Origin of the sequence: Paenibacillus sp. J22TS3, from assembly GCF_018403205.1 — a bacterium.
Classification (GTDB): Bacteria; Bacillota; Bacilli; order Paenibacillales; family Paenibacillaceae; genus Fontibacillus; species Fontibacillus tuaregi.
This window is the reverse complement of record NZ_BOSF01000003.1, coordinates 667,856-688,963: the sequence shown is the minus strand read 5'-3', so window position 1 is coordinate 688,963 and position 21,108 is coordinate 667,856. Positions and strand designations below refer to the sequence as shown.

Here is a 21,108-nt window from a genome sequence, read left to right as displayed (position 1 = left end):
TATCCCTTTACTTTTTTTGTCAAGAGAACTGTTTAGTCGAAAATGCCAGGCTTCGAGGAGTGAACGAGTCGGTTGACAGAGCATATGCAGGCTGATATTCTTTTACGAATGAATATTATTTACCGGAAGGAGAGCTTTTTTTATGCCTAGAAAGCAAGAGGTGAATCAACAGATCCGCGATGAACGCCGAGAACGGATTTTGCGGGTCGCCGCGGCAATTTTTGCCGAAAAGGGCATTGCTGCGATCAAGATCGGTGAGCTTGCGGAAGCGGCGGGAATGAGCCAAGGGCTTCTGTACCGCTATTTTTCGAGTAAAGAGGAGATTTTTGCCGTTCTGGTGGAAAAGGCTGTTCATTCGCTGATCCGGCCGATGCACGATATACTGGCCGATACGGATAAATCGGCCGCCGAGCGGTTGCACGATCTGACCCGGCTCATGTTGGACGACATTCAGGCTTGTTCGCAGCGACATCGGTTGATCTCGCAAGCGCAAGCGTTACCTGGACAAACGAAGGAAGCTTTAGCGGAAATGGGCAACTACTTACAGCAGGGATTGTGTCAACTGATTGTAGCGGGTCAGCAGGAGAAAAAGATTCGCAGCGGAGACCCGAACCGGCTCTGCGTATTGTACCTCTCCACTTTGCAGGGACTAGCCGCAAGCCTACATCTCTTCGGCGAGCCGATCCGCGAGTATTTTCCGGATGTGGACACCGTGTATCGACTGCTGGAAGCGTAATTTCGGGGACGAATGATAGAAATAACAGTGCTCAATCCGTATTTCATTCTTCTAAATTCAACTTTCGTAGCTTAAACCAGCCTAAACATGGAACTAAGCCATCGATAATCGTTATCTTGACAACAAAGAAAGACACCGCTTCGTTTGGTAAAGTGAGAGTGACGAGCAATCACTACCAGACCGAAGAGGTGCCTCCCAACACGATAGCCCAACAACCATCATTCGATCAACCGCCAAACGAAGTAAAGTCTGCATTTCATGAACTAAATGTACTGAAACACTTGAGTGGCCCAGGATTCGAAAATAAATTCGGTTTTACCTGTGTTTGCTTGTTTCGCCTTGTGTTCAGGCTGCTGTTCCATCAGAAGAACTAGTTTCGGTTGCTAGAAAGCAAGAAGGGCGAGGCTTTTTCAGGTAAAGACACCGTATCTCCCCAGTCGTAAGCTCCCGTCGCTAGATGGGGGCTGATCGAATTTAAAGTACGGACACAACATCAGCTGTTACTGAATGGCATTACCAAAGCTCCACTAATTAATCAACCATTACGTTCAAGATGAGCTGACCCCCACTGTGCCATCGATTGCATAACAGGGATAAAGGTCTTGCCGTAGTCACTGAGTGAGTACTCGACTTTCGGTGGAACTACGGGATAGACCGTTCTTACGATCAAGTTATCACTTTCCAACTCTCGTAGTTGTTCCGTTAACATCTTGCGGGTAATGGGTGAAATTGCACGTAGGAGTTCGTTAAACCGCATGGTACCTCGTGCCAGACGCCAAAGAATAACAATCTTCCACTTGCCCCCGATCACGGACAGTGTTGCCTCCACAGGACATCCACTCATGTACAACACATCCTATCCTTACAGTTTCGAATTGGGTACTATGTCACGAAAAAGTGCGTACTTATGTGTTCCATACTTAGTAAGTATACTACATCAAGAAAGGTGTAGTTACTGTCACCTGTAATTCATTAAAGCCAGATTAATCATGACACAATAGGGAGGAGATTCTTATGCCGCTCGATTCTCAGGTTCAAATGGTATTAGAAAAAATGAAGCAGTTGGGTGTTCCGCCTCTGCATACTTTATCCGTGGAGGATGCGAGAAAAATCAATTTAAACGGGATGGCTGCACAGCCGGAAGAAGTTTGGAGGATTGAAAATCAAAAAATCCCGGGTCCTAGCGACTGCATTCCGGTTCGGATTTATACTCCTCGAAGGGAAGCACCTTTGCCGGTTATCGTTTATTATCATGGTGGAGGTTGGGTGGTTGGGAATCTTGATGCAGCTGACGTGTTGTGCCGAAGGCTGGCTAATGGTGTGAACAGTATTGTGGTCTCTGTAGATTACCGTTTGGCACCGGAGCATAAATTCCCCGCTGCAACTGAGGATTCCCACGCAGCAGTGGTGTGGGTTGCAGAACATGCCGCTGCTCTTGGTGCGGATCCGAATCGGATTGCGGTTGGTGGAGATAGCGCAGGTGGAAACCTTGCCGCGGTTGTGTCATTAATGGCTCGGGACAGAGGCTTCCCATCCGTCAAGTTTCAGCTGTTGGTCAATCCGGTTACCCATTACTCGTTCGATACGGATTCATATAGAGAAAATGCAGAAGGATACGGTCTAACAACGAACACCATGCGATGGTTTTGGAACCACTACTTGGCGAAAGAACAGGATGGACTGAACCCATACGCTTCACCGTTATTGTCTCCCAGTCTTAGTGGTCTGCCGCCAGCACTCGTTCTCACTGCCGAATTTGATCCTTTGCGTGATGATGGGGAAGCTTACGCTGAGAAATTGAAAGCAGCCGGGGTTCCAGTAGAAGCGAAGCGCTATGCTGGCATGGTCCATGGCTTCATCCTCCAAACAGGCGCATATGAACAAGGAAGAAATGCTGAGGAGCATGCGATAAGCGCACTGCGGAAGGTTCTACATGCTTAGTAGGAGATGAGGAATCCGAGCTGGTAAAGAAGGTTCTTACTAATGAAAGAAGCAGTTGTGGAATTGAATCATGGAGGATCAGAAAGAAGGTATTCCCTTATAGCGGCAATACTTTTCTGGTGCGGTTTAGTGGTTATATCCAGCCTATATATCACTATGTGCATAGTTAGCGAGAACTTAGGTTGGAACTATGTGTTCTATCTCCTCGGAGCGCTTTATCTAATCACCGCAATATTAGCAGTTTGGACACTTACTGGAACGATGGTTGATGAAGCGAACAGACTCTGCTAACTTAGCGTCTGTCACCGTAACGAAATCGTACCTTCTCGGTAAGGACTCTCATAGGGGCAACCATTTTTGGATGCCCTGAATAATTTCGCTTTATCAATGTTACGGTGAACCGTATCATAAGTAGGGCGAAAACTGCTGTTTCCTTGCCTCGAGATCTTTAATAAACGTCTGTTTGAGGCATTATGCGTTACGAATGACTATTGTCAAAAAACAATTGTTTCAAAGCCTGCTGAATTTGGCGAATGATCCAGTCGCTTCAGATTCTTCAGCAAGTGAGAAGTGATTGCATTCAGGATCGGCATGAGCCGTGGATTGCGCTAGCCGGTATCCTTTCATTTTATAGTGGTAGTGAAATGTTGCGCTCGGTCATAAAAGGGATTAAATTACGAAATGCTATTGTGCTTGCAGCCTGTCCATCCCGTTGATATGCATTATAATCGTTCTTGAAGGTTTTCTGCATTTCCTCCGGTAAGTGGCGGATGTATCGATGCGCGCATTCACGTATTTGTTCAGGTGAGCCGAAATCAACCACTAGGTCTAGAACGTCAAGCACATAGAATTCCAAAATTGGATTCGCCTGCGGCAAAAACCATCCAGTCTGGATGACCTCCTCAAGGATCTCCTCAAGATTAGTCTCATACTTGTCCATCAATGGAACGACCCTATTTTGAATCAACGTGATTATTTCTGCCAGTTCCCGCTCTCGGGTGGCTTCTTTGGCCAAATTCCATACCTTGCCTTTGTCCCGGAAGCTGCTCAAGCTGATCTCCCAGTATACTTTTCCGCTGTGCGTATTTATGATTCGGCAATTGGTATTAAACTCCAAATAAATGCCGGCTATATTGGAAGAGTGACTTAAAAAACGTATCTCAGCTGTAAAGGAACCGATTGGTTTAATCATCTTTCTTCTGGATTTATAGTATTTGAAACCGCATGGCGCGCAGGCCGCGGCAATCTTGGAACAACATTCCCGAAAAATATCCTTGCCAGTTGGATAGTCTGTCATATCGCTTCATCTCCATATTTCTTATTTAGTTTAATCTAAAAAGGTATAACTACACGACCATGTTCATTTGTCTCCAAGCCTTACAAGATTTTGATAAAAATACACATAAGGTAAGGTATAATCTTAAGGTCATATGTATTTAAATTACTGTATTCCAAAAAACTGGAGACAAATCATTTGAAATGCTCCATGTGTACGGCATTGGTTTTATTTTCACCACAAATGATTCGTTGTCTGATTTTCTACAATAGGCCCCTACAGTGTTCACGTCGGATCAAGACGTTATTATCTAGTATCTACTGTGACATCTTTCGTAAGTTCTCGGTATAGGGCAAGTTTCTCTTCGGTGAGAGAAATAGTATCATCAATTTCTTGCCGTCTAGATTCCAATTCCATCAGGTGCATCTCAAGGATTTCAATCCGTCTTTCTAAGGTAGGTGTATAATTGGAAAGATCCTCTCCTTGTTGAATTTTATCCACCACACAGCCCTCATGAGTAAATTCTGTAATTTGCTCAAGCGATAAGCCCAATTTTTTTAGTTTATTTAGACATTGAATGTATAGAACCTCGCTTTCCTTGTAGACACGTGCCCCTCCATTTTTACGCTGGGGTTCATGAAGCACCCCAATTTTCTCATAATAACGTATGGTATAAGGAGTTAATCCCGTTTTTTCCGACACTTGACTGATCGTAAGCATCCGATTTCTGCCCCTCCTTTTTATATTCTAGTATTGAAAACTATTATACTGCTTGCAGTTAACTCAAAGTCAATTTTTACAAGCATCCCTAATTACTCCTTATTAAACCCCTTGACTTCTAGTTAGCTCTAACTTGTAAGTTAAAGTTACTAACGGAAATACAGGAAACACTAAAGGGGTACTAAAATGGACAATGAATATTTCACAATTCAACAAGCGTCGGAAGGGATCTGGGGTGCTATTTCGGTTCCAGGCAGTGGTTCTCTGGGGAATGCGGCCATTATTGATCTGGGAGATAAAACAGTTGTAGTGGATACAACCAACCTTCCGCAATCCGGTGCTTTGTTACGTCATACTGCTGAACAATTAACAAACAAACCGGTTAAATATGTAGTCAATACACATTTTCATGGAGATCATGTCAACGGAAACCAGGAATTTATGAATAGCGAATTTATATCTACCGTTTGGACAAGAGATTTGCTGGCTGATATGGGAAAAGTGAATATTGATCTCATGCAACAAAACATTCAAAAGTTAATAATTAGCCTAAATCATGTACGTTCACAGCAAGGAGATCCCCACATGCTAATCGAAATCGACTATGATCTTTCCGTACAGCGAGCCCTGTATAATGCCATTCCTTCCCTTTGCAGGGTGATACCTACGATAACTTTTGAAGATAAGCTCGTTATTCAAGGATCAAAGCGAACAATAGAAGTTTTATCTTACGGAGGCGGTCATTCTTTAAGTGATGCTGTAGTATACGTTCCGGAAGAGCAAACTTTGATCGCCGGTGATTTAATATCGACGAAGACAATTCCAGTTATGCCATATGGTAATCCATACGCTTGGATTCGCATTCTTAAACGCATCCAAAAAGATCGTAAGGTCAATACTATCGTTCCGGGACATGGGGATGTGTCTAACTCGGATCGTATCACAGATGTCATACGCTTTTTGGAGGAAATGATCGCTTATGTTTCTAAAGCTGTGGCAAGCGGAAAATCGGAGTCTTACTGGTTGGAACAAGGAGTATTAAAAGGCTATGAGGATTGGCATCTGCCCCAGTATTTCAGATGGAACTTTCGCTGGCTCTTTAACAGTATGCTTGTTCAAAATAACAGATAAGACAACAAGTCAGGATATATCCTTATGTCCATTTCGCTCTATAAATAAAACGGTGAACCGTATCACACCACAAGTAACGGCAAGTTTTCGTTATAAAGCTTAATTTGCAGGGGTCTTGGTAGACATATCAAAATCAACCTCTTCAATAAATTCGATAACTTCTCCGTTGGGACTGTGAATGACAGCATTCTTGACTACAAGCGGGGGTTCGCCAAGTGAAAGGTAATCCGGTTCTATAAAAGCCTTTGCTCCATGAGCAAGGGCTTTTTGATACATTTCATCCACATTATTCACGTAGAAGGCTAAATGTAATAACGCTCCGTAAGTTATATCTTCTTCAGACGATGCTTTCTTCCCTTGAGCAGGGATGACAGCGTCGTTATCAAAGATCTCAATACAGGTTCTTTGGTCAGGTGAAACTAGCATGGAGGCTTCTTTGATTTGAAAGGATGGCAGAGACCAATGATGACCAACCTTGAATCCTAGAACTTCAATATAAAATGTAATAGTAGCTTTATAGTTTTTGGCTTGGATCGCCACATGTGAAAGGCCGTTTATGCTCATTCTTGATTTCTCCTTGTGTATATTTTGAATGTTGTTTATAGTATACAGCTACTAACTTGTTGAATTACATGTGTTATATGAGGATATAATGATAGGATGGTTATTAAATATAAGCTATTTTAATGGATATGGCTTAATTTTTAAAATTCAATTCAAGGGACTGATGGGTATGGATCATCTAATCGATGATATGGATAAAAAGATCTTGCAACTGCTTCAACACAATGCACGAATATCTATCTCTCAAATCAGTAAAGAAGTCAGTATGTCCCAACCTTCAGTTAAAGAGAGGATTTTGAAGCTTGAAGACAAGAAGATAATTTCCGGGTATTCCACAGAATTAAATTTAAGGAATCTGAATCGGGGCATGACTACGTTTATACTAGTCAAAACAGAACATTGCCAGATGATCGTTGATTTTTGTGAAATGGCTAGGGAAGTAACGGATTTATATCGAATAAGCGGAGAATACAATTATCTTATCAAGGTACAAACGGCATCGATTGAGGAACTTGCCGAATTTCAAGATTCCCTTTTAAAGCTGGGTCCCTCCAAGTCTCATATCAGTTTGAAAAATATATTGGAACACAGAGTTTTGCTCTAAATCTGCCAAATTTATTCTGGAATGATAGCTTATCAAACTTGCCGTAATAGTTAGCGCGCTGAACCGTATCACAAGTGACGCAAAATTCCTGGTAGGAGGGCTTAAAACGGTATTGCACCGTATTTATACTTTTGATCAATAAAGGGGGATTGATTTTAGCTTATCAAGTTGAGAGAGTTTACAGAAGTTCCGGAAATGAATTATCGGGCATTTCGATTGGGTCTTCTTAACAGGGTGGAATAATTGAAGCGTAAGCCAGAACTGAACGACCCTTCTGACAGTGTACGCCCAGCATCGGCATAATCTTTAGGGTGAGAGTTCTGAACGAGGGTAGCACTCACCTACTGTTAGTCACCTTGAAAATACGGAGGTATCTGTTATGCATCCTACCATTAAAAATAAAGCATCTATAATGTTCCCCTGCTTGGCCTCTATTCCTGACTCGTATTGGATGCAGTGCGAGATTAGAACCGTCTCGCCAAGTACGTCCCCCTCCATCCGCGAGGGTCATATGTTTCAGCATGCAGCTTTTGTTCTGTGCGGCACGGTTCGCATCTTTAAGGTTAATGAACAGGGCAGAGAAATTACCCTTTATCGCGTGCAGGATGGCCAAAACTGTGTTCTCATGATGGCCAGTATTTTAGGGGATACCCCATATGAAGCATCTGTGGAGATCGAGGCGGAAACGGTGCTTTTACTCGTACCGATCCCACTTTTCAAGAAGTGGATTGAAATCTGCCAACCGCTGAAGCAATTTATTTTTGGCCAAATGGTTGAGCGAATTACGTCCGTCATGACCCTGCTCGACAATGTTGCATTCCGGCCGATAACGCATCGAATTGCTCAGTTCCTGCTAAGATGCACCGACGAGAATCACGCGACACTCCGCATTACGCACGAACAAGTTGCGATTGAACTCGGTACCGCCAGGGAAGTCGTCAGCCGCGCTCTGAAAGTGTTAACGGATAACCGTCTAATTTCCCAGGGTAGAGGATACATAGAAGTCTTGGACCGGGACGGGCTGTCCCAAGTTCTTCAGGACGGGGTCTTGTGACTTAGTCACGGAACACGCTGCAGGATGCTGCTAAGATGGGTTCAAATCCAAACTTCTATTGAGGTGATATGAGATGAGAAATCTTGGTGGTTTAGATCGATCCTTGCGGGTCTTGCTCGGTATCGGTATGCTTGTTGTTTTCTTTCAAGTTGATTCCAACTGGCGGTATGTCGGTTTGCTGGGCGTGTTCCCCTTACTGACAGCTGCTTTAGGGACTTGCATTATCTACAGGTGGCTGGGCATCAGCACTTACCGCGGCAGCAAGGGGGCGCAGCACAAATGAACTACTATGATAGCAATAACTTGAAAAAGATTCCTGACCTTATTCGTCTTGCGCCGGAAGCCACCCAATCGTACTTAAACTTCGAGCATCAAGTGTATGAGGAGCTTAAGGCAATACCCTTACGGACGAAAGAACTTATTGCGGTGGCCGTCGCTCATATAACGGGCTGCCCTTACTGCATTGACACGCACGTCAAAAAGTTTCAGTCCCTTGGCGGAACACGTGAGGAGATATTCGAAGCGGTTCTTGTCGCAACTTGCACACGTGCGGGTGCCGTGCTGAGTCATGCGACCCATTCCTTGGTTGCCTATGAAGAAGGCATGTCTCAGGAGCAGCAAACGTCAACAGAGGTGCAGCCGAAGCACACACCGAAGTGCTTCTGCTAAGGAACAGGGCATCCCCACAAGGATGTCCTCTTTTTTTGCCGGTAACTGCGTTACGGCGAACCGTATCATAAGTGACGGCGAAAAATATGTTTGGGAATGCACGAGAACCATTGTAGTTAGACAAATTAGAGTGATTTGAATTCATTACTTAGGTTCCTTTCCCCAATACTTTATTGTGCAACCACTAAAATCAGTCTCATTTCATAAGTAAAGAGGGTGTTCCCGGTGGCAAAATGGGACAACATGCTATCCATGATTTGGATGATGCGATCCGGAAGGAAGCTCACTGCTGCGCAGATCGCAGACAATTTGGAGATTAGTGTCCGCACCGTGTACCGGTATGTCGACGCATTATGTGCTAGCGGCGTGCCGGTCGTCGCGGAATCAGGCCATGACGGCGGCATTCGCATTCTAGGAAGTTTCCAGGAAACGCCACTATTCTTCAACTCTGTAGAGCTGAAGGCGCTTGTGGACGCGTATAAGTTTGCGCAAGGCGCTGGCTATCCGTATACGGAGGAGCTGGAAAGCGCGCTTACGAAGGTGGAGAACGGGCTGCACAATGAGCAGCGCGATGATCTGTCCCGCCAGACGGGAGGCTTGGATGTGATTTCTCCGGCGCGTCCACCTTCCGTTGTTCCGTTGCTCAGGGATCTAGAGCAGGCGGTTAATGACGGGCGGACGGTGCGTATAGTTTATCGCAAAGCGAATGCGGAACAGGCCGATGAACGTGAAGTTGATCCGTACGGACTCGCTTACGACCGAAACGAAGGGTACGCTGTCGGGTTCTGTCATCGGTCGCAGGCTTTGCGGACGTTCCGCGTAGACCGCATCGCTCGGCTGGAGCCGACCGAAGCACGGTTCGAAAAGCCGGAGAGCTTCTCCACGTCGGTCTATTTCCGAGACCAATCCGAACGGGAACGGGAGGCGAAGGGGCCGCTGACAGTCATCCGCATCGAGGGAGAGCCCGATACGCTGAATGCGGTTTGCAACCACTGGCATATGCGTCACTATTTGACGGAACGAACCGATCGGGAGGCGCGGTTTCTGCTCGATGTCCCGACGATGAACAAGCACCTTCCGAAGTATCTGTTGACGTTTGGAACAGCCATTCACATTCACGAGCCGCTGGCGCTGAAGCGTCGGGTTCAGGAGATGGTCATCGGCTATCGCACAACATTACGGAACCGATTAAACTTCACTGACGATAACTGTCAGTGAAGTTTTTTATTATTAAGATATAGAACACAAATCACGAAGGAGGAAACCAAACCTATGTCAACTATTACAATGAAGCATATAACCCCGGAAGGTTTATTCAGATCAGAAGCATTTAGTCAAGCGATTACCGTAACAGGAAGGGCAAAAACAATTTAAGAAGAGCGCTAAGATTGAATTGAGCTTGGACGGGAATATAGCCTAATGCCGAACCATATCAAGTGAAAGGGGCTTCCCTAATATACACAAGCAGCTGCGATCTGCGCTGAAACGGCGACTGGTGTTGGTGGAGCAGATTTATCGGGGAGAACCGTACCATAAGTGACGACGAAATTATAGGAGGAGGCTTATGCGGAATAGGCCTTCTAGGTGTGACTACGCAGATAGCAGGAGATTGCGGCCATTCACGTTCAAGCTCATCCGGTTGCTTGTCCCCAAAAAGCGCCCAAGTTAACCGTTACAACCTCGATAATCTCTTCTACCATCGACTCCAGCGTGCGGGCCTGAACTTCCCTGCTCCACTGCAGGGCCGACCCAAATATGCCCCAACTGACCACAAGAGCCGTAGCTTCCGGCTTTTTTTGCGGGCCGCTCTGTTTAGGCCCTGATTTTAGCCATTGGAGCAGGAGACGATACAATTCCTTTTGCATGGCGTTCTCCAATAGCGGCTCAAACTGCTTGTCTCCCGGAGTGAGGTACTGTCGAAAACGTACAAGAAATTGAAAGACGGTCTGAACAAGGACATACAGATTGTCCGGACTGTAGGCAGCATCATCCGGCAGTCTTTTTTTGAGAATGAGTTGAAACTTCTCCGTCATCCAATATGCGAGAAAAGCGAATTTTTCTTCAAAATGGGCATAGAAGGTTGCGCGGTTGACGGCCGCTCGATTCGCAATGTCGTGAACGGAAATGGAATAGAGGTTTTTCTTCTCGTCGAGCAGATCATTAAAGGCTTGAATAAACAACTGGCGGGTTCTCTTTACACGAGGGTCGCTTGGATTTACTGGCATGCTAAACCACACTTTCTTCGGATTTCAAAAACAAACAAAACGGCGATTGTGTCGGGAACGCAACGAAACCGGCCTTTTGCTGATTGTTTGATCGGGCTCAACCCTTTATCTTTACTTATGCGATATATGGTTACATAAATCCGTATAGTTAGCAAACATTTTACAGAGAAAGGGTGAGAGTAGCATGCTTATCGTGACTGGAGCGAATGGGAAGTTAGGCAGGGGCGTGGTTGAGCAGTTGCTTAAGCGCATCCCGGCTGAGCAGATTGGTGTCAGTGTTCGGGATGTGAGCCAGGCGCAGGATTTAAAGGAGCGCGGCGTGCGTGTTCGTCATGGCGATTTCGCCCAGGCGGAGAGCTTGCTGAATGCTTTTGAAGGCGCGTCGCAGGTTCTTCTTGTTTCAACTGGTATTTTGGGAGATGCGGGGATCCGTCAGCACCAAACCGCGATTGACACAGCAAAGAAATCCGGCGCCACCCGGGTGCTGTACACGAGTCATATGGGTTCTTCTTCGACGTCGTATTTTCCGCCTATGGTTCACCATGCAGCGACAGAGGATTTGCTTAAAGAGTCGGGTATGCGCCACACGTCTCTTCGCAACGGTTTTTACGCCTCCTCATTGGTTGGATTAATAGGCGATGCCATCAAAACAGGCGAGTTGATTGTTCCCGAGGACGGTCCGATTGCCTGGACAACGCACTCGGATTTGGCCCAAGCTACTGCAGTGATCTTAACCGAGAAGAACTGGGATGGTCCATCTCCGAATCTAACGGCCTCTGAAGCGATTGACATGGAGCGGGTTGCGGCGATGGTATCAGATATCGTCGGCCGGCCTATCTATCGAAAGGTTGTAACGGACGAAGCATATCGGGTGTATCTGACTGCACAAGGTTTTCCGGAAGCGCGCATTGCAATCACCTTGGGTTTATTCCGTGCCAGCCGCAACGGGGACTTTGCGCCAACGAGTAACGCTTTAGCTGACCTGATCGGCCGACCTCCGTTGATGCTAAGGGACTTTTTAAAAGAGTCTTTACCTGTAGATGGGTTGTGAATGCTGTTTCCGGTTTATTCTTGCAAAGAAAGGGCCATTCTGCAAAGGATGGCCCTAAAGCTTGCCGTTATATACAGCGTGGTGAATCTTATCATATAGTAGAGCGAAAAATAGGGGTGCCTGGCTCGTTTTTTCAATAAGGAGAACGAATGAAATGCTTACTTTCGGAGCGAGGCATTATATCGGTGAGTGTATACAAACCATGTAAAGCTTGCTGTTAATAATGCCGACGAAATTAAAGCTGTAAGAACACTATATGTTTGCCAAATAAGTATCGTTGACCAATCTAATGCACAGCACATTATACACTGGACAATCGTAGCAATCAGCAAAGTAGAGGTTACGATTATTCGCTTTTTTGTCATTGGCTGCCGCTCATTCGTCTTTCTTCTGCGTAATCCTAAGAGAAAGAACAGAACAGCCAATAGGCAAAGAATAATTGTGGCAGACGACAAAATGATGTCCAAAAGCTGTGTGCCGCTTATTCCATATGACTGCGTCAGATTGCCATCTAATATATCTTTAACTTTTAGTACCATGCTTCTATTGATATTTGCGCCGTTGGTCAGCAAGCAGATGGCTGTTCGTTCATTTGGCAGTATGACCACTTCGGTTCCGAAATTGGGATTGCCCCCTGGGTGCTCTATAATCGTTTGGTTGGCGTTTACCGACCAGCCCGCAGCATAATACATCTCGTTGACAGCCGGAACAGACATATCACCCTGATGTGATTTTTCGATAACCGTATGAAATATTTCGGGTATGTCCTGCACAATACCCATCTGTATGCCCATCCAACGCGCCATATCTTTTGTACAAGAAATGATGTAGCCTGCGGGTTTATTCCCGGAATAATCCGGCGCGTTATATGGAGTTGTCATAAAAAAGGAAGAACGGTAGCCCTGTGCCAACTGTCCGGTGGCTTGAGCATCTTCTTTATAAACATACGTCTGGTGAAGACCCAACGGCTGAAATACCTGTTCCCTCATAAAGTCTTCATAGCTTTGTCCCGACACAATCTCAATAACCAGACCTAATACGTCATAATTAACAGTTCCGTAATTATACTGCTCACCAGGATAGAACGACAATTCAGAATCTACAAGCATTTCTACGGTTTTTTGCAACATATCCGGCGTATTGCCTTGTGGAATGTTTTGACTGTGACTGCCATTTGTTAAGCCGCTAGTATGGTGTAAAAAGTTATTGAGTGTCATACTTTGCATATCAACGTGTTTCCCCTGATACTTTAACGTAAACCAAGGCAAATACTTCTGGATAGGGTCTGACATTGACAGCAGTCCTTGTTCTTCCAGCAGCAGAATACCCATGCCGGTAAAAGCTTTACTTACCGAAGCCAGCTCATATAGAGTATTTTCACCTGCCGTCAGTCCCTTTTCACGATCTGCGTACCCGGAAGAGAAGTAGAGCACTTCATTGTTCTCAAGTATTGAAATTGACATTCCCGGTACGCCTGATATACGGCTTGCATCATCCAACAATGTTTGTATTGAATCAGATTGCGAATCTGATAATGCATAACTTGGTGTTGCGAATCCGGTGAACAGTATAAGTACTGCAATCATAAAGACAATAATTTTTTTCATAGTCTCTCCATTTCGAAAAAACTCCCGTACGGAAAATATAAATAATCCGCAGTACGCCTTATTCCCCTAAAATGTAATACTATGTGAAGAATCATACGATATAAAAAATTAGATTGCTATCATAATCTTCTACTTACTCATCAAAGGTTAGCACGATCTCTTTGTGATGCACTTATTTACTGCTACAGTCAGATATAAACACTGTATTTAGTCAAACTTGAATAGCTCAGAAGACTGGGAGATTATTACCTTATGGACGAGTTCTTTTGATAGGAGTTAAGTTCGCATTAAAGATAATATGGTGAACCGTATCACAAATAGGGCAGGTCGCTGAGCTTCCGGGAGAGCCGGTTCAGCCGCAGGCGTACGACTTTCTGGAAGTGCCCGTTCTTAGCGAGAGAGAGCCTTGAGAAGGAACTGATGCGAAGGCGCGAGTCTTAGGGTAGGGGGCGCAGCTTGCGTTCGAATCGACAGGCTTGACACAGGTGACAAGCCAGACAACGACATTTCCTTGACCCGTGGTAACTGCCCCCACATGGAGGCTGCGACGACCAGACACTGTCGTAGATAGCCTCGTAGATCAAGAGCTCATGGAAAAAATATATGGTTGAAATTCTGTCACTTTCGGTGTTGCATTTTACCCTCACACAGTATAGAATGAGTTGATAAAAAATTACTGGAAGGAGTGGGAATATGAGGAGGAAACGAAAGGCTTATGATAAGTCGATTGTTACAATTTCATATTCTCGTTCCATTAAGACACTAAAGCATTCGTTGCTTTAGTGTTTTTTATTTGCGCGGAGGTGTTAATTTGACAAGGTACAAAAGAGTTCTTATTAAACTAAGTGGTGGAGCAGTGGCCGGAAACACGGAATTTGGTTTTGAGCCCGAAAGGTTGGACCATATTGCTAATGAAATTATGTCAGTTGTGAATCTAGGTGTTGAGGTATCATTAGTTATAGGTGGAGGGAATATTTTTCGCGGTAATATGGCAGAAAACTGGGGAATAGAAAGAGCAGAAGCTGACAACATCGGGACGCTTGCTACTGTTGTTAATAGCTTGATGCTTCGAGGAGTTCTTAAAGCCAAAACAGACAAAGAAGTTCGTGTGATGACAGCAATACCTATTACATCAGTTGCAGAACCATACATCAGACTAAGAGCAGTTCACCATCTGGAAAAGGGCTACATAGTAATTTTTGCAGGAGGAAACGGGCAACCCTACGTTACAACGGATTACCCTTCCGTTCAAAGGGCAATCGAAGTTAATTGTGAAGCATTGTTAGTAGCAAAACAAGGCGTAGACGGTGTTCTCAATGCAGACCCTAAGTTCGACAAAGAAGCAAGGAAGTTCAGGTCACTTCACTACAACGATGTTTTAAAATATAACTTGAAGGTAATGGATCAATCAGCTTTCATCTTAGCTAGAGACTACAATCTGCCAATGCATGTATTTAATTTTGACAAGCCGGGCTCAATGAAAGAAATTTGTGAGGGGAAAGTTAATGGCACAATAATTAGTGGTGAGTCAATTTTGGAATTGGAATGAGTTGAAGATTAAGAGGGAACATAACAGCGCTCCCTCTTTTTCGTAATACTTGCCGTTACAGATAGCGCGGTGAACCGTATCATAAATAAGGGCAAGTTTTAAATATGCTCCCCTTTAAGTAGACAGGATTAATAAATAAACCGGTTACTTCAGAGGAGCATATCAGTTGCCGTGGATGTCGAATTCTATGGTATCCTTTAAAATTGTTTTACCACATCATCTGAATCAGTGGAGAAAGCCAGCTCTTTCTGTGCTTCCAGAGCGGCCAGTCTGTCCAGCAGGGCTGCCCGGATTTGCTCATAGGCGTCACTGCCCAACGCCATACGTATCGGACCCTCGCCCTGGTCGACACGACAGATAATCTGCTGCGCCATTTTATCCGGATCGCCGACAACCATTTGATTGAACATGCTCATATCTATACCAGGCAGTTCTCCCTTCATCAGGCTAACGAATTGGCCCGCCTCCGTATCCCGGTATTCGTCCATCCGCTCACCGAATACGGCGTTGCTTGTAAGGAAATTCGTTCGGATTCCGCCGGGCTCCACCATAGTGGTCTTAATATTGAACGGAGCCACTTCCTTAGCTAGCGCTTCAAAGGCTCCTTCGACCGCCCATTTCGAAGAGCAATACAGTCCCATACCCGGAATAGAATAATGACCCGCCATACTCGAAATCTGTACCATGTGACCGCCACCCTGCTTACGGAAAAAGGGCAGGACTGCACGCGCTGCACGTAGGGAGCCAAGCACATTGGTCATAAACTGATGCTCAATTTGCGTGTCGCTTGCTTCTTCTACTGCGCCATACAAGCCATAGGCTGCATTATTGACAAACACATCGATCGTGCCCAGTTCTAAAAATGCACGTTCCACCACTTCAGCAATTTGCTGAGAGTTTGTCAGATCTAAATTAGCCTGCCAAAGCCCAGAGCCATACTGTGCCTGCAGATCATCCAGCACCCCCGGCTTGCGTACCGTTGCGGCTACACGGTCCCCTCTATCAAGCAACTGGCGAGTTATACGTGATGCCAAGCCTCCTGATGCTCCTGTAATGAACCAAGTTTGCATGCTAAACACCCTCCATTCGTTGTCATGCACTGAATTATACAAACAACTAGAGGGAGCTAGCCACAGCACGTCTATTCTATTAACAGGAGTAACAGTCTACGGCAGCTGCCTGTCCTGCTCAAGTAAACGTAATAATCTCTCCTCCGTGCCTGAACCGGGCACCGGAACAAAGAAACACCAGTGCAGTCCCGGGTCATTATCGATTACAGACGCGGAATGGAGTTCGAACTCCATCTCCTGTACGCCAGGAACACGGAATAAAGCGGTGGCTACGCGTTTTTGTTTGATTTCATATAGCTCCCAGAAATGTACGAACTCCACGCTTTCCCGAGTCAAGCGTTCAAACCGTTCCATATATAACGGGTTGTTCTTGTAAAGATCGAAGCCTGCCCGCAGAACGGCTACAGAGTAACGGGCAGCGCCTTCCCAATTCACCAGTCTTTTGCGGTAATCAGGCTTTAAAAACATAATGTCCATCATATTCCGTTCGTTGTCCGGCAGACTGCCGAAATCGGCTACGATCAGTTCTGCCGCCCGATTCCAGACGATAACGTCCGTACCTTCGTCCGTGATAAAAGAAGGATAATGCAGCTGATCAACGATTTGCTGCAAAACTCTCGTATTCGGCCCTTCGCTACTATTTGGCACTGTGACAACGCTTGCCTTGTCTACATTGGCCAGATCGAACAGATGCTTCTGCTCATCATCGTCAAGCTGAAGCGCTTTGCCGATACTTAGCAGCACTTCCGGCGAAGGATTAACCTCCTTGCCTTGCTCCAGCCAGGCATAGTAAGTCACGCTTATATTGGCAAGATAAGAGACTTCTTCTCTTCGAAGTCCCGGAGTGCGTCTTCGTCCGGGCAGCGGCTGAATCCCTGCCTCTGAAGGCTGCAAGCGTTCTCTGCGCGATTTTATGAACTCACCCAATGCGGATGAGAAACGATTTGTTTTCAAGCAGCTCACCTCTAATTACTTATATGGAAGAATACGCATCGTTAACCAAATGGACTCAAGGCACTTCGTATACGGTCATTATAATCTCTGTTAAGGTTTCGTTGCCACAAAAGAGAACTATAACGAGCACCGATGTTACTCCCGTTAATAGGTTCTTTTTGAGGATCTACAGCTTGTAAACGAATTTAGCGGTAAGTGTGCTTTATCCCAAACGTTATTCGCCTGTTGTTTAAGCCGATGGTAACTTTTCGTTATGGCGAGCATAAATAGATATTCTCCAAATGTCGATATAAGTAATATTACCCATTTTATTGATTGTGGGGTATATCGAAAGCATGAGGAGCTGAAGAAACAGAGATGAGAAAGAACTATTGGCTAGTGTTGTTGGGAGTGACGCTGTTACTGGCTGGAGGACTGTGGCAGCAAGTTGCAGAAGCAGGGGGAGCACGAAATTTTGGCTATATGGATACAAAGTCCAACCGGACGTATGTGCCTATTCGCTATTTGAGTGAGCAATTGAAGTATAGTGTAACTTGGAATAAGCAAGCTCAACAGATTACTGTAAGTCAGGGGCAGAATAAGATTGTTCTCACAGTAGGAAAGAAGACGGCAATTTGGAATAATAACACGATTCAGGTAGATGCAGCACCATTCGTGCGCGAAGGAGTTACCTATATACCGATTCGCATCATGAAAGATACGATGAACCTGCCTTTGAAGTGGGATACATCTGGCTCCACGCTGCTCTTTCAAAACGGTGAACAAATTTCGAAATTGCCTGTTATATCGCTAGAACGCGTGATGTCGTCACAACCAATCACGAAGAAACAGCAAACGTTCAGTGTTGGTCAAAAACAGATTAAAGCCATGATCCTTCAAATCGATCTGTTGAGCAAGGATATTCAGTTAGGCGTTGCTGTAGCTAACAACAAGATTGGGTCAGTAGATTCTTTAAAGCATATGGCAGCGGTTAATCATGCTGTGGCAGCAATGAATGGAACGTATTTCGATGCGTATTCCAATACAGGGATACAGTATCCTTTCGGGTATATCGTACAAAATGGAGCTGTTGTAAATAAGAATTCCGATGATAATCGATCCGTATTGGTGTTCACGAAAGATAATCAGGTAGAAATAGTGTCAGGGAACGACTTTCAGACACGTTTAAAGGAAGAACAAGTATATGGGGCCCTGCAGGCGGGTCCGCGGCTGGTGACAAACGGAAAAGTTACGGTTGATCCAGCAACAGAAGGATTCAGGGATCCAAAGATTCTTACCAACAGCGGTGCTCGCAGTGCAGTGGGGGTAACAAAAGACCATAAACTCATCTTGGTCACCGTACCGGGTGCGAAAGTGACAGAACTGGCAAAAGTGATGCTGCAGGCAGGTGCGTATCAAGCGATGGGATTAGATGGCGGGGCATCGAGCGGGTTGATCTATCAAGGTTCTTATCTAATAACTCCTGGTCGTGAATTGAGCAATGCACTACTTATTTATCAAAGCAAATCATAATTTATAAGCATAACAAAACAGCGCCATCGTCATGCCACTTCTTCCGGCATTGCGATCGGCGCTGTTTTGCTCTCGGGTTCATAACCACTTGGGTTTGAGGCTTACGGCCCCATTGCCGTCTCATAATCTCAAGACTCAACTTATTCTCACGTTCAAGCTTCTGACGAAGACGGGTGGAAAGGATCACTCCGTTTCTTCACTCAAAAGAGGGGCTTGGGTTAACTGAATCAAAAGTTTATAAAAAAAGGGAATGATTTGATATTATGAAGGCAATAATCAAATGCGATAATGAGAAGAATAAGAGAAATTTTCCTTGCGCAGAGAGCTCCGGCAGCTGAACCTGACATTTTCTAAGGTCGTCGATGGTTGTAATTAGTAGCCCAACATGCCTGTCTCTTACTCGCTGACACCTTCCGGTTTGATCAGAAGCAGCAGCTCCCGAATAACCGGAGCAAGCTTATCGTTACCGTTCATTATTGCGGTGTAGATAGGAATTGCATCCTTAAGCAGCAAATAACTGAAATAATAATAGCTGAAAAATGCCTCTTTCTCATAACCCGGCGGCATCTCTTCCTCCCACAGCAGTTCATCTTCGTCCTCGTCCTCTGGCCATAGATACTTTTCATCTAGGAGCTCGTTCATCGTTCCAACCGTATCTTGCGAATCCGTATGATCCACGGTTAATGCAGAAGCTACAGCCAAGTACAACTGAACTTCCTTCGAAGAGACCTTATCCGGCTTCTGTTTGGCAAGTTCCTGAAGGAGAATAAGCAGAGCCCATGGCGTCGCCTGCCACAAGGTGCTTTGATGCTCGATCAGATTGGCGATTTCCTCATATTGTCCCGTCTCCATAAGCCGCGGAATATCCGTCCCTCTTCCATAGGCGGTAGTCAGCCGCTGCCATGGAACATGGTTTGTCGTTTGGGCCAAAAGGTTCATCTTTATCCCCTCCTTAAAAGTCATACTATACCAAAAAAGCCGCATTCAGCGGCTTCTTATAGGATGCAATCAGATGCTTTAAGCAGCGGCATCCAGCGATTTATAACCGTTCCGACAAAATACGAACAACTTGTTCCAAATGTTCAATCCAGTCCGGATCTCCATCCCGCAGTTCATAAAGCTCGCGTTCTCCGCCTTTATTATCCAGTACCTGCTGAACCAATTTCCTCAGCTCCAGCAAATCTACGGTTTCCCAGACGATCTCCTTCAGACCGCTCAACTCCTCGTACTGCGTCTTGCCGTATTGGATATAGGCACATACAATTTCAGCGAGAGCAATGGCTGTATTATCGTAAAGGAAATCTTCCTCCTCGGGGTCCTCCGAGAGAAATCCCAGCTCTCTGTAATGAGTTAGAAGATCCTTTAGCTTGACCGATTTGCGGTCCTTTACATATTCGATTAACGCATCAAGAACATCCAGCCCTTCGTCGCTTTCCAGTGATGCCTTTCCCCACGATCCCATTGTAATCCCGCCTTCCTTTTTGTATCTTATATTCGGCGTTAGGCCAACTCTACCTGCAATGAATAATAAGCTGTGTAGAAATTTCTTATCTCCCATGCATGGCATTGCATAAATCAATAATCCGCCCGGTTGAATCCCTTAAGGAGTAGCCATATAGCCAAAACCAATTGTTGAGAGGCTATTGGAACGTTCAACGTCATGTAGGTTGCATCGAGACCGATGAAGCGAATCATAAATAATAAGCTCGCCAATATGGACAATATAGATCCAATAAGACCCGAAACGGACAACCAGCGTGGGATGAATTTTGCTTGGTAAAAGATGCAGTTAAACAAGAACATCGCCAAAACAGATGTCAGTGTCGTGGCCACATGATTCACCAAATCACGTCCTTCCCGTAACAATCCACCCAAGGTCTGAAAATACGAGCCATTCAGAGTTCCAACTTTTGCAAATTCGTGGCTTAATGTCAATAGCAACAGAAGAATGATTACACCAATAATAATGAACACACCCGAAATGATGCCGAAAGCAGCAGATCCAAGAGCTAAACCTTTATTATGCTTATTTAAAATCGGATACAACGCAATAGGAATACCCACATATGCAGCAACCATTAACAACTGGGAAAATGCTCCTATCAGTACCTGATTTCCATTTGTAGAAGCCTGGACAAGGTAGTCTGCTCCATCTATAACTGGAACAACACTAAATATACCTGTAACCAATCCGGCTAATAATAACACCCCGGTAATTACTGCAGACCTTCTGCCTGAATTTGTATTCTTCCTCATCATCCTTAAGCCTCCTCATCCTTATCTGCCCTTAAAGGCTGGTAATCATGTGCCGCGGCAGATACTGTCGTATTTTTTTCTGAAAGCGACGTTAAGCTGAACCGTATCATAAGTAGAATGGCGTGGGATTATTATACATTTTTTATGCTATAATGTACCGCAGCAGCACTGCTCGTCATCACTAACCAG

23 protein-coding genes and 1 pseudogene are annotated in these 21,108 nt (G+C 45.1%); 13 read left to right on the top strand and 11 right to left on the bottom strand.

The window, feature by feature from the left end:
* The first annotated feature begins 142 nt into the window (after positions 1 to 142).
* Together KJS63_RS12945 and KJS63_RS26645 are read left to right on the top strand one after the other, a co-directional pair.
* On the top strand, positions 143 to 736 hold the full coding sequence (locus KJS63_RS12945) for a TetR/AcrR family transcriptional regulator (RefSeq protein ID WP_213619502.1): 594 nt from the start codon (positions 143 to 145) through the stop codon (positions 734 to 736).
* 203 nt (positions 737 to 939) lie between these two features.
* Positions 940 to 1,107 (top strand): annotated as a pseudogene (locus KJS63_RS26645) (IS4 family transposase); the annotation flags it as partial.
* Between the two features lie 164 nt (positions 1,108 to 1,271).
* On the opposite strand, the gene KJS63_RS12940 reads toward KJS63_RS26645, so the two are convergent.
* Positions 1,272 to 1,580: a winged helix-turn-helix transcriptional regulator gene (locus KJS63_RS12940; protein WP_213619501.1), complete on the bottom strand. Its 309-nt coding sequence runs from the start codon at positions 1,578 to 1,580 to the stop codon at positions 1,272 to 1,274.
* Positions 1,581 to 1,750: 170 nt separating this feature from the next.
* On the opposite strand from KJS63_RS12940, the gene KJS63_RS12935 reads away from it, so the two are divergent.
* Together KJS63_RS12935 and KJS63_RS12930 are read left to right on the top strand one after the other, a co-directional pair.
* Positions 1,751 to 2,677, top strand: a complete 927-nt coding sequence (locus tag KJS63_RS12935) for an alpha/beta hydrolase (RefSeq protein ID WP_213619500.1) — start codon at positions 1,751 to 1,753, stop codon at positions 2,675 to 2,677.
* A 42-nt stretch (positions 2,678 to 2,719) separates the two neighbouring features.
* Positions 2,720 to 2,968 (top strand): hypothetical protein, encoded by a 249-nt coding sequence (locus KJS63_RS12930; RefSeq protein ID WP_213619499.1) that lies wholly within the window; start codon positions 2,720 to 2,722, stop codon positions 2,966 to 2,968.
* A 337-nt stretch (positions 2,969 to 3,305) separates the two neighbouring features.
* Here KJS63_RS12930 and KJS63_RS12925 read toward each other — a convergent pair whose 3' ends face one another.
* Both KJS63_RS12925 and KJS63_RS12920 read right to left on the bottom strand, forming a co-directional pair.
* The gene (locus tag KJS63_RS12925) at positions 3,306 to 3,974 is read right to left on the bottom strand and encodes a hypothetical protein (RefSeq protein ID WP_213619498.1); all 669 of its coding nucleotides are present in this window, start codon (positions 3,972 to 3,974) and stop codon (positions 3,306 to 3,308) included.
* A gap of 285 nt (positions 3,975 to 4,259) precedes the next feature.
* Positions 4,260 to 4,673 carry a MerR family transcriptional regulator gene (locus tag KJS63_RS12920; protein WP_213619497.1) on the bottom strand — a complete coding sequence of 138 codons (414 nt, stop codon included), beginning with the start codon at positions 4,671 to 4,673 and terminating at the stop codon, positions 4,260 to 4,262.
* Positions 4,674 to 4,859: 186 nt separating this feature from the next.
* Here KJS63_RS12920 and KJS63_RS12915 point away from each other — a divergent pair, with 186 nt between their 5' ends.
* A complete protein-coding gene (locus tag KJS63_RS12915) occupies positions 4,860 to 5,804 on the top strand; it encodes an MBL fold metallo-hydrolase (RefSeq protein WP_213619496.1) in 945 nt (314 codons plus the stop codon).
* 99 nt (positions 5,805 to 5,903) lie between these two features.
* Here the strand turns inward: KJS63_RS12915 and KJS63_RS12910 are convergent, their stop codons facing one another.
* Entirely contained in the window at positions 5,904 to 6,368 is a 465-nt protein-coding gene (locus KJS63_RS12910; protein WP_068621525.1) for a VOC family protein, read from the bottom strand.
* 169 nt (positions 6,369 to 6,537) lie between these two features.
* Here KJS63_RS12910 and KJS63_RS12905 point away from each other — a divergent pair, with 169 nt between their 5' ends.
* From KJS63_RS12905 to KJS63_RS12885, 5 genes are all read left to right on the top strand, one after another.
* Positions 6,538 to 6,972 (top strand): Lrp/AsnC family transcriptional regulator, encoded by a 435-nt coding sequence (locus KJS63_RS12905; protein WP_082927162.1) that lies wholly within the window; start codon positions 6,538 to 6,540, stop codon positions 6,970 to 6,972.
* Between the two features lie 379 nt (positions 6,973 to 7,351).
* The gene (locus KJS63_RS12900) at positions 7,352 to 8,026 is read left to right on the top strand and encodes a Crp/Fnr family transcriptional regulator (RefSeq protein ID WP_213619495.1); all 675 of its coding nucleotides are present in this window, start codon (positions 7,352 to 7,354) and stop codon (positions 8,024 to 8,026) included.
* A 73-nt stretch (positions 8,027 to 8,099) separates the two neighbouring features.
* A complete protein-coding gene (locus KJS63_RS12895; protein ID WP_010499741.1) occupies positions 8,100 to 8,309 on the top strand; it encodes a YgaP family membrane protein in 210 nt (69 codons plus the stop codon).
* Positions 8,306 to 8,695, top strand: a complete 390-nt coding sequence (locus KJS63_RS12890; RefSeq protein ID WP_213619494.1) for a carboxymuconolactone decarboxylase family protein — start codon at positions 8,306 to 8,308, stop codon at positions 8,693 to 8,695. The genes KJS63_RS12895 and KJS63_RS12890 overlap by 4 nt, the downstream gene beginning before the upstream one ends.
* A gap of 225 nt (positions 8,696 to 8,920) precedes the next feature.
* Positions 8,921 to 9,913 (top strand): helix-turn-helix transcriptional regulator, encoded by a 993-nt coding sequence (locus tag KJS63_RS12885; RefSeq protein WP_213619493.1) that lies wholly within the window; start codon positions 8,921 to 8,923, stop codon positions 9,911 to 9,913.
* Positions 9,914 to 10,326: 413 nt separating this feature from the next.
* Here KJS63_RS12885 and KJS63_RS12880 read toward each other — a convergent pair whose 3' ends face one another.
* Positions 10,327 to 10,920 carry a TetR/AcrR family transcriptional regulator gene (locus KJS63_RS12880; protein WP_213619492.1) on the bottom strand — a complete coding sequence of 198 codons (594 nt, stop codon included), beginning with the start codon at positions 10,918 to 10,920 and terminating at the stop codon, positions 10,327 to 10,329.
* 184 nt (positions 10,921 to 11,104) lie between these two features.
* Between KJS63_RS12880 and KJS63_RS12875 the strand changes: the two genes are divergently transcribed.
* Positions 11,105 to 11,971, top strand: coding sequence for an SDR family oxidoreductase (locus KJS63_RS12875; RefSeq protein ID WP_213619491.1), 867 nt, complete (start codon positions 11,105 to 11,107; stop codon positions 11,969 to 11,971).
* 158 nt (positions 11,972 to 12,129) lie between these two features.
* Here KJS63_RS12875 and KJS63_RS12870 read toward each other — a convergent pair whose 3' ends face one another.
* Complete coding sequence (locus KJS63_RS12870; protein WP_213619490.1) at positions 12,130 to 13,578, bottom strand: serine hydrolase domain-containing protein; 1,449 nt, start codon at positions 13,576 to 13,578, stop codon at positions 12,130 to 12,132.
* Between the two features lie 811 nt (positions 13,579 to 14,389).
* On the opposite strand from KJS63_RS12870, the gene pyrH reads away from it, so the two are divergent.
* The gene (pyrH, locus tag KJS63_RS12865; protein WP_213619489.1) at positions 14,390 to 15,127 is read left to right on the top strand and encodes a UMP kinase; all 738 of its coding nucleotides are present in this window, start codon (positions 14,390 to 14,392) and stop codon (positions 15,125 to 15,127) included.
* A 197-nt stretch (positions 15,128 to 15,324) separates the two neighbouring features.
* Here pyrH and KJS63_RS12860 read toward each other — a convergent pair whose 3' ends face one another.
* Together KJS63_RS12860 and KJS63_RS12855 are read right to left on the bottom strand one after the other, a co-directional pair.
* The gene (locus KJS63_RS12860) at positions 15,325 to 16,197 is read right to left on the bottom strand and encodes an SDR family oxidoreductase (protein WP_213619488.1); all 873 of its coding nucleotides are present in this window, start codon (positions 16,195 to 16,197) and stop codon (positions 15,325 to 15,327) included.
* A gap of 96 nt (positions 16,198 to 16,293) precedes the next feature.
* Complete coding sequence (locus tag KJS63_RS12855; protein WP_244862592.1) at positions 16,294 to 17,160, bottom strand: helix-turn-helix transcriptional regulator; 867 nt, start codon at positions 17,158 to 17,160, stop codon at positions 16,294 to 16,296.
* Positions 17,161 to 17,508: 348 nt separating this feature from the next.
* Here KJS63_RS12855 and KJS63_RS12850 point away from each other — a divergent pair, with 348 nt between their 5' ends.
* Positions 17,509 to 18,663, top strand: a complete 1,155-nt coding sequence (locus KJS63_RS12850) for a phosphodiester glycosidase family protein (protein ID WP_213619486.1) — start codon at positions 17,509 to 17,511, stop codon at positions 18,661 to 18,663.
* A gap of 396 nt (positions 18,664 to 19,059) precedes the next feature.
* Here KJS63_RS12850 and KJS63_RS12845 read toward each other — a convergent pair whose 3' ends face one another.
* The 3 genes from KJS63_RS12845 to KJS63_RS12835 all read right to left on the bottom strand — a co-directional run bounded on the left by KJS63_RS12845 (position 19,060) and on the right by KJS63_RS12835 (position 20,922).
* On the bottom strand, positions 19,060 to 19,602 hold the full coding sequence (locus KJS63_RS12845) for a hypothetical protein (RefSeq protein WP_213619485.1): 543 nt from the start codon (positions 19,600 to 19,602) through the stop codon (positions 19,060 to 19,062).
* A 100-nt stretch (positions 19,603 to 19,702) separates the two neighbouring features.
* On the bottom strand, positions 19,703 to 20,125 hold the full coding sequence (locus KJS63_RS12840) for a DUF4259 domain-containing protein (RefSeq protein WP_213619484.1): 423 nt from the start codon (positions 20,123 to 20,125) through the stop codon (positions 19,703 to 19,705).
* 113 nt (positions 20,126 to 20,238) lie between these two features.
* Complete coding sequence (locus KJS63_RS12835; RefSeq protein ID WP_213619483.1) at positions 20,239 to 20,922, bottom strand: DUF4386 domain-containing protein; 684 nt, start codon at positions 20,920 to 20,922, stop codon at positions 20,239 to 20,241.
* Positions 20,923 to 21,108 lie beyond the last annotated feature (186 nt).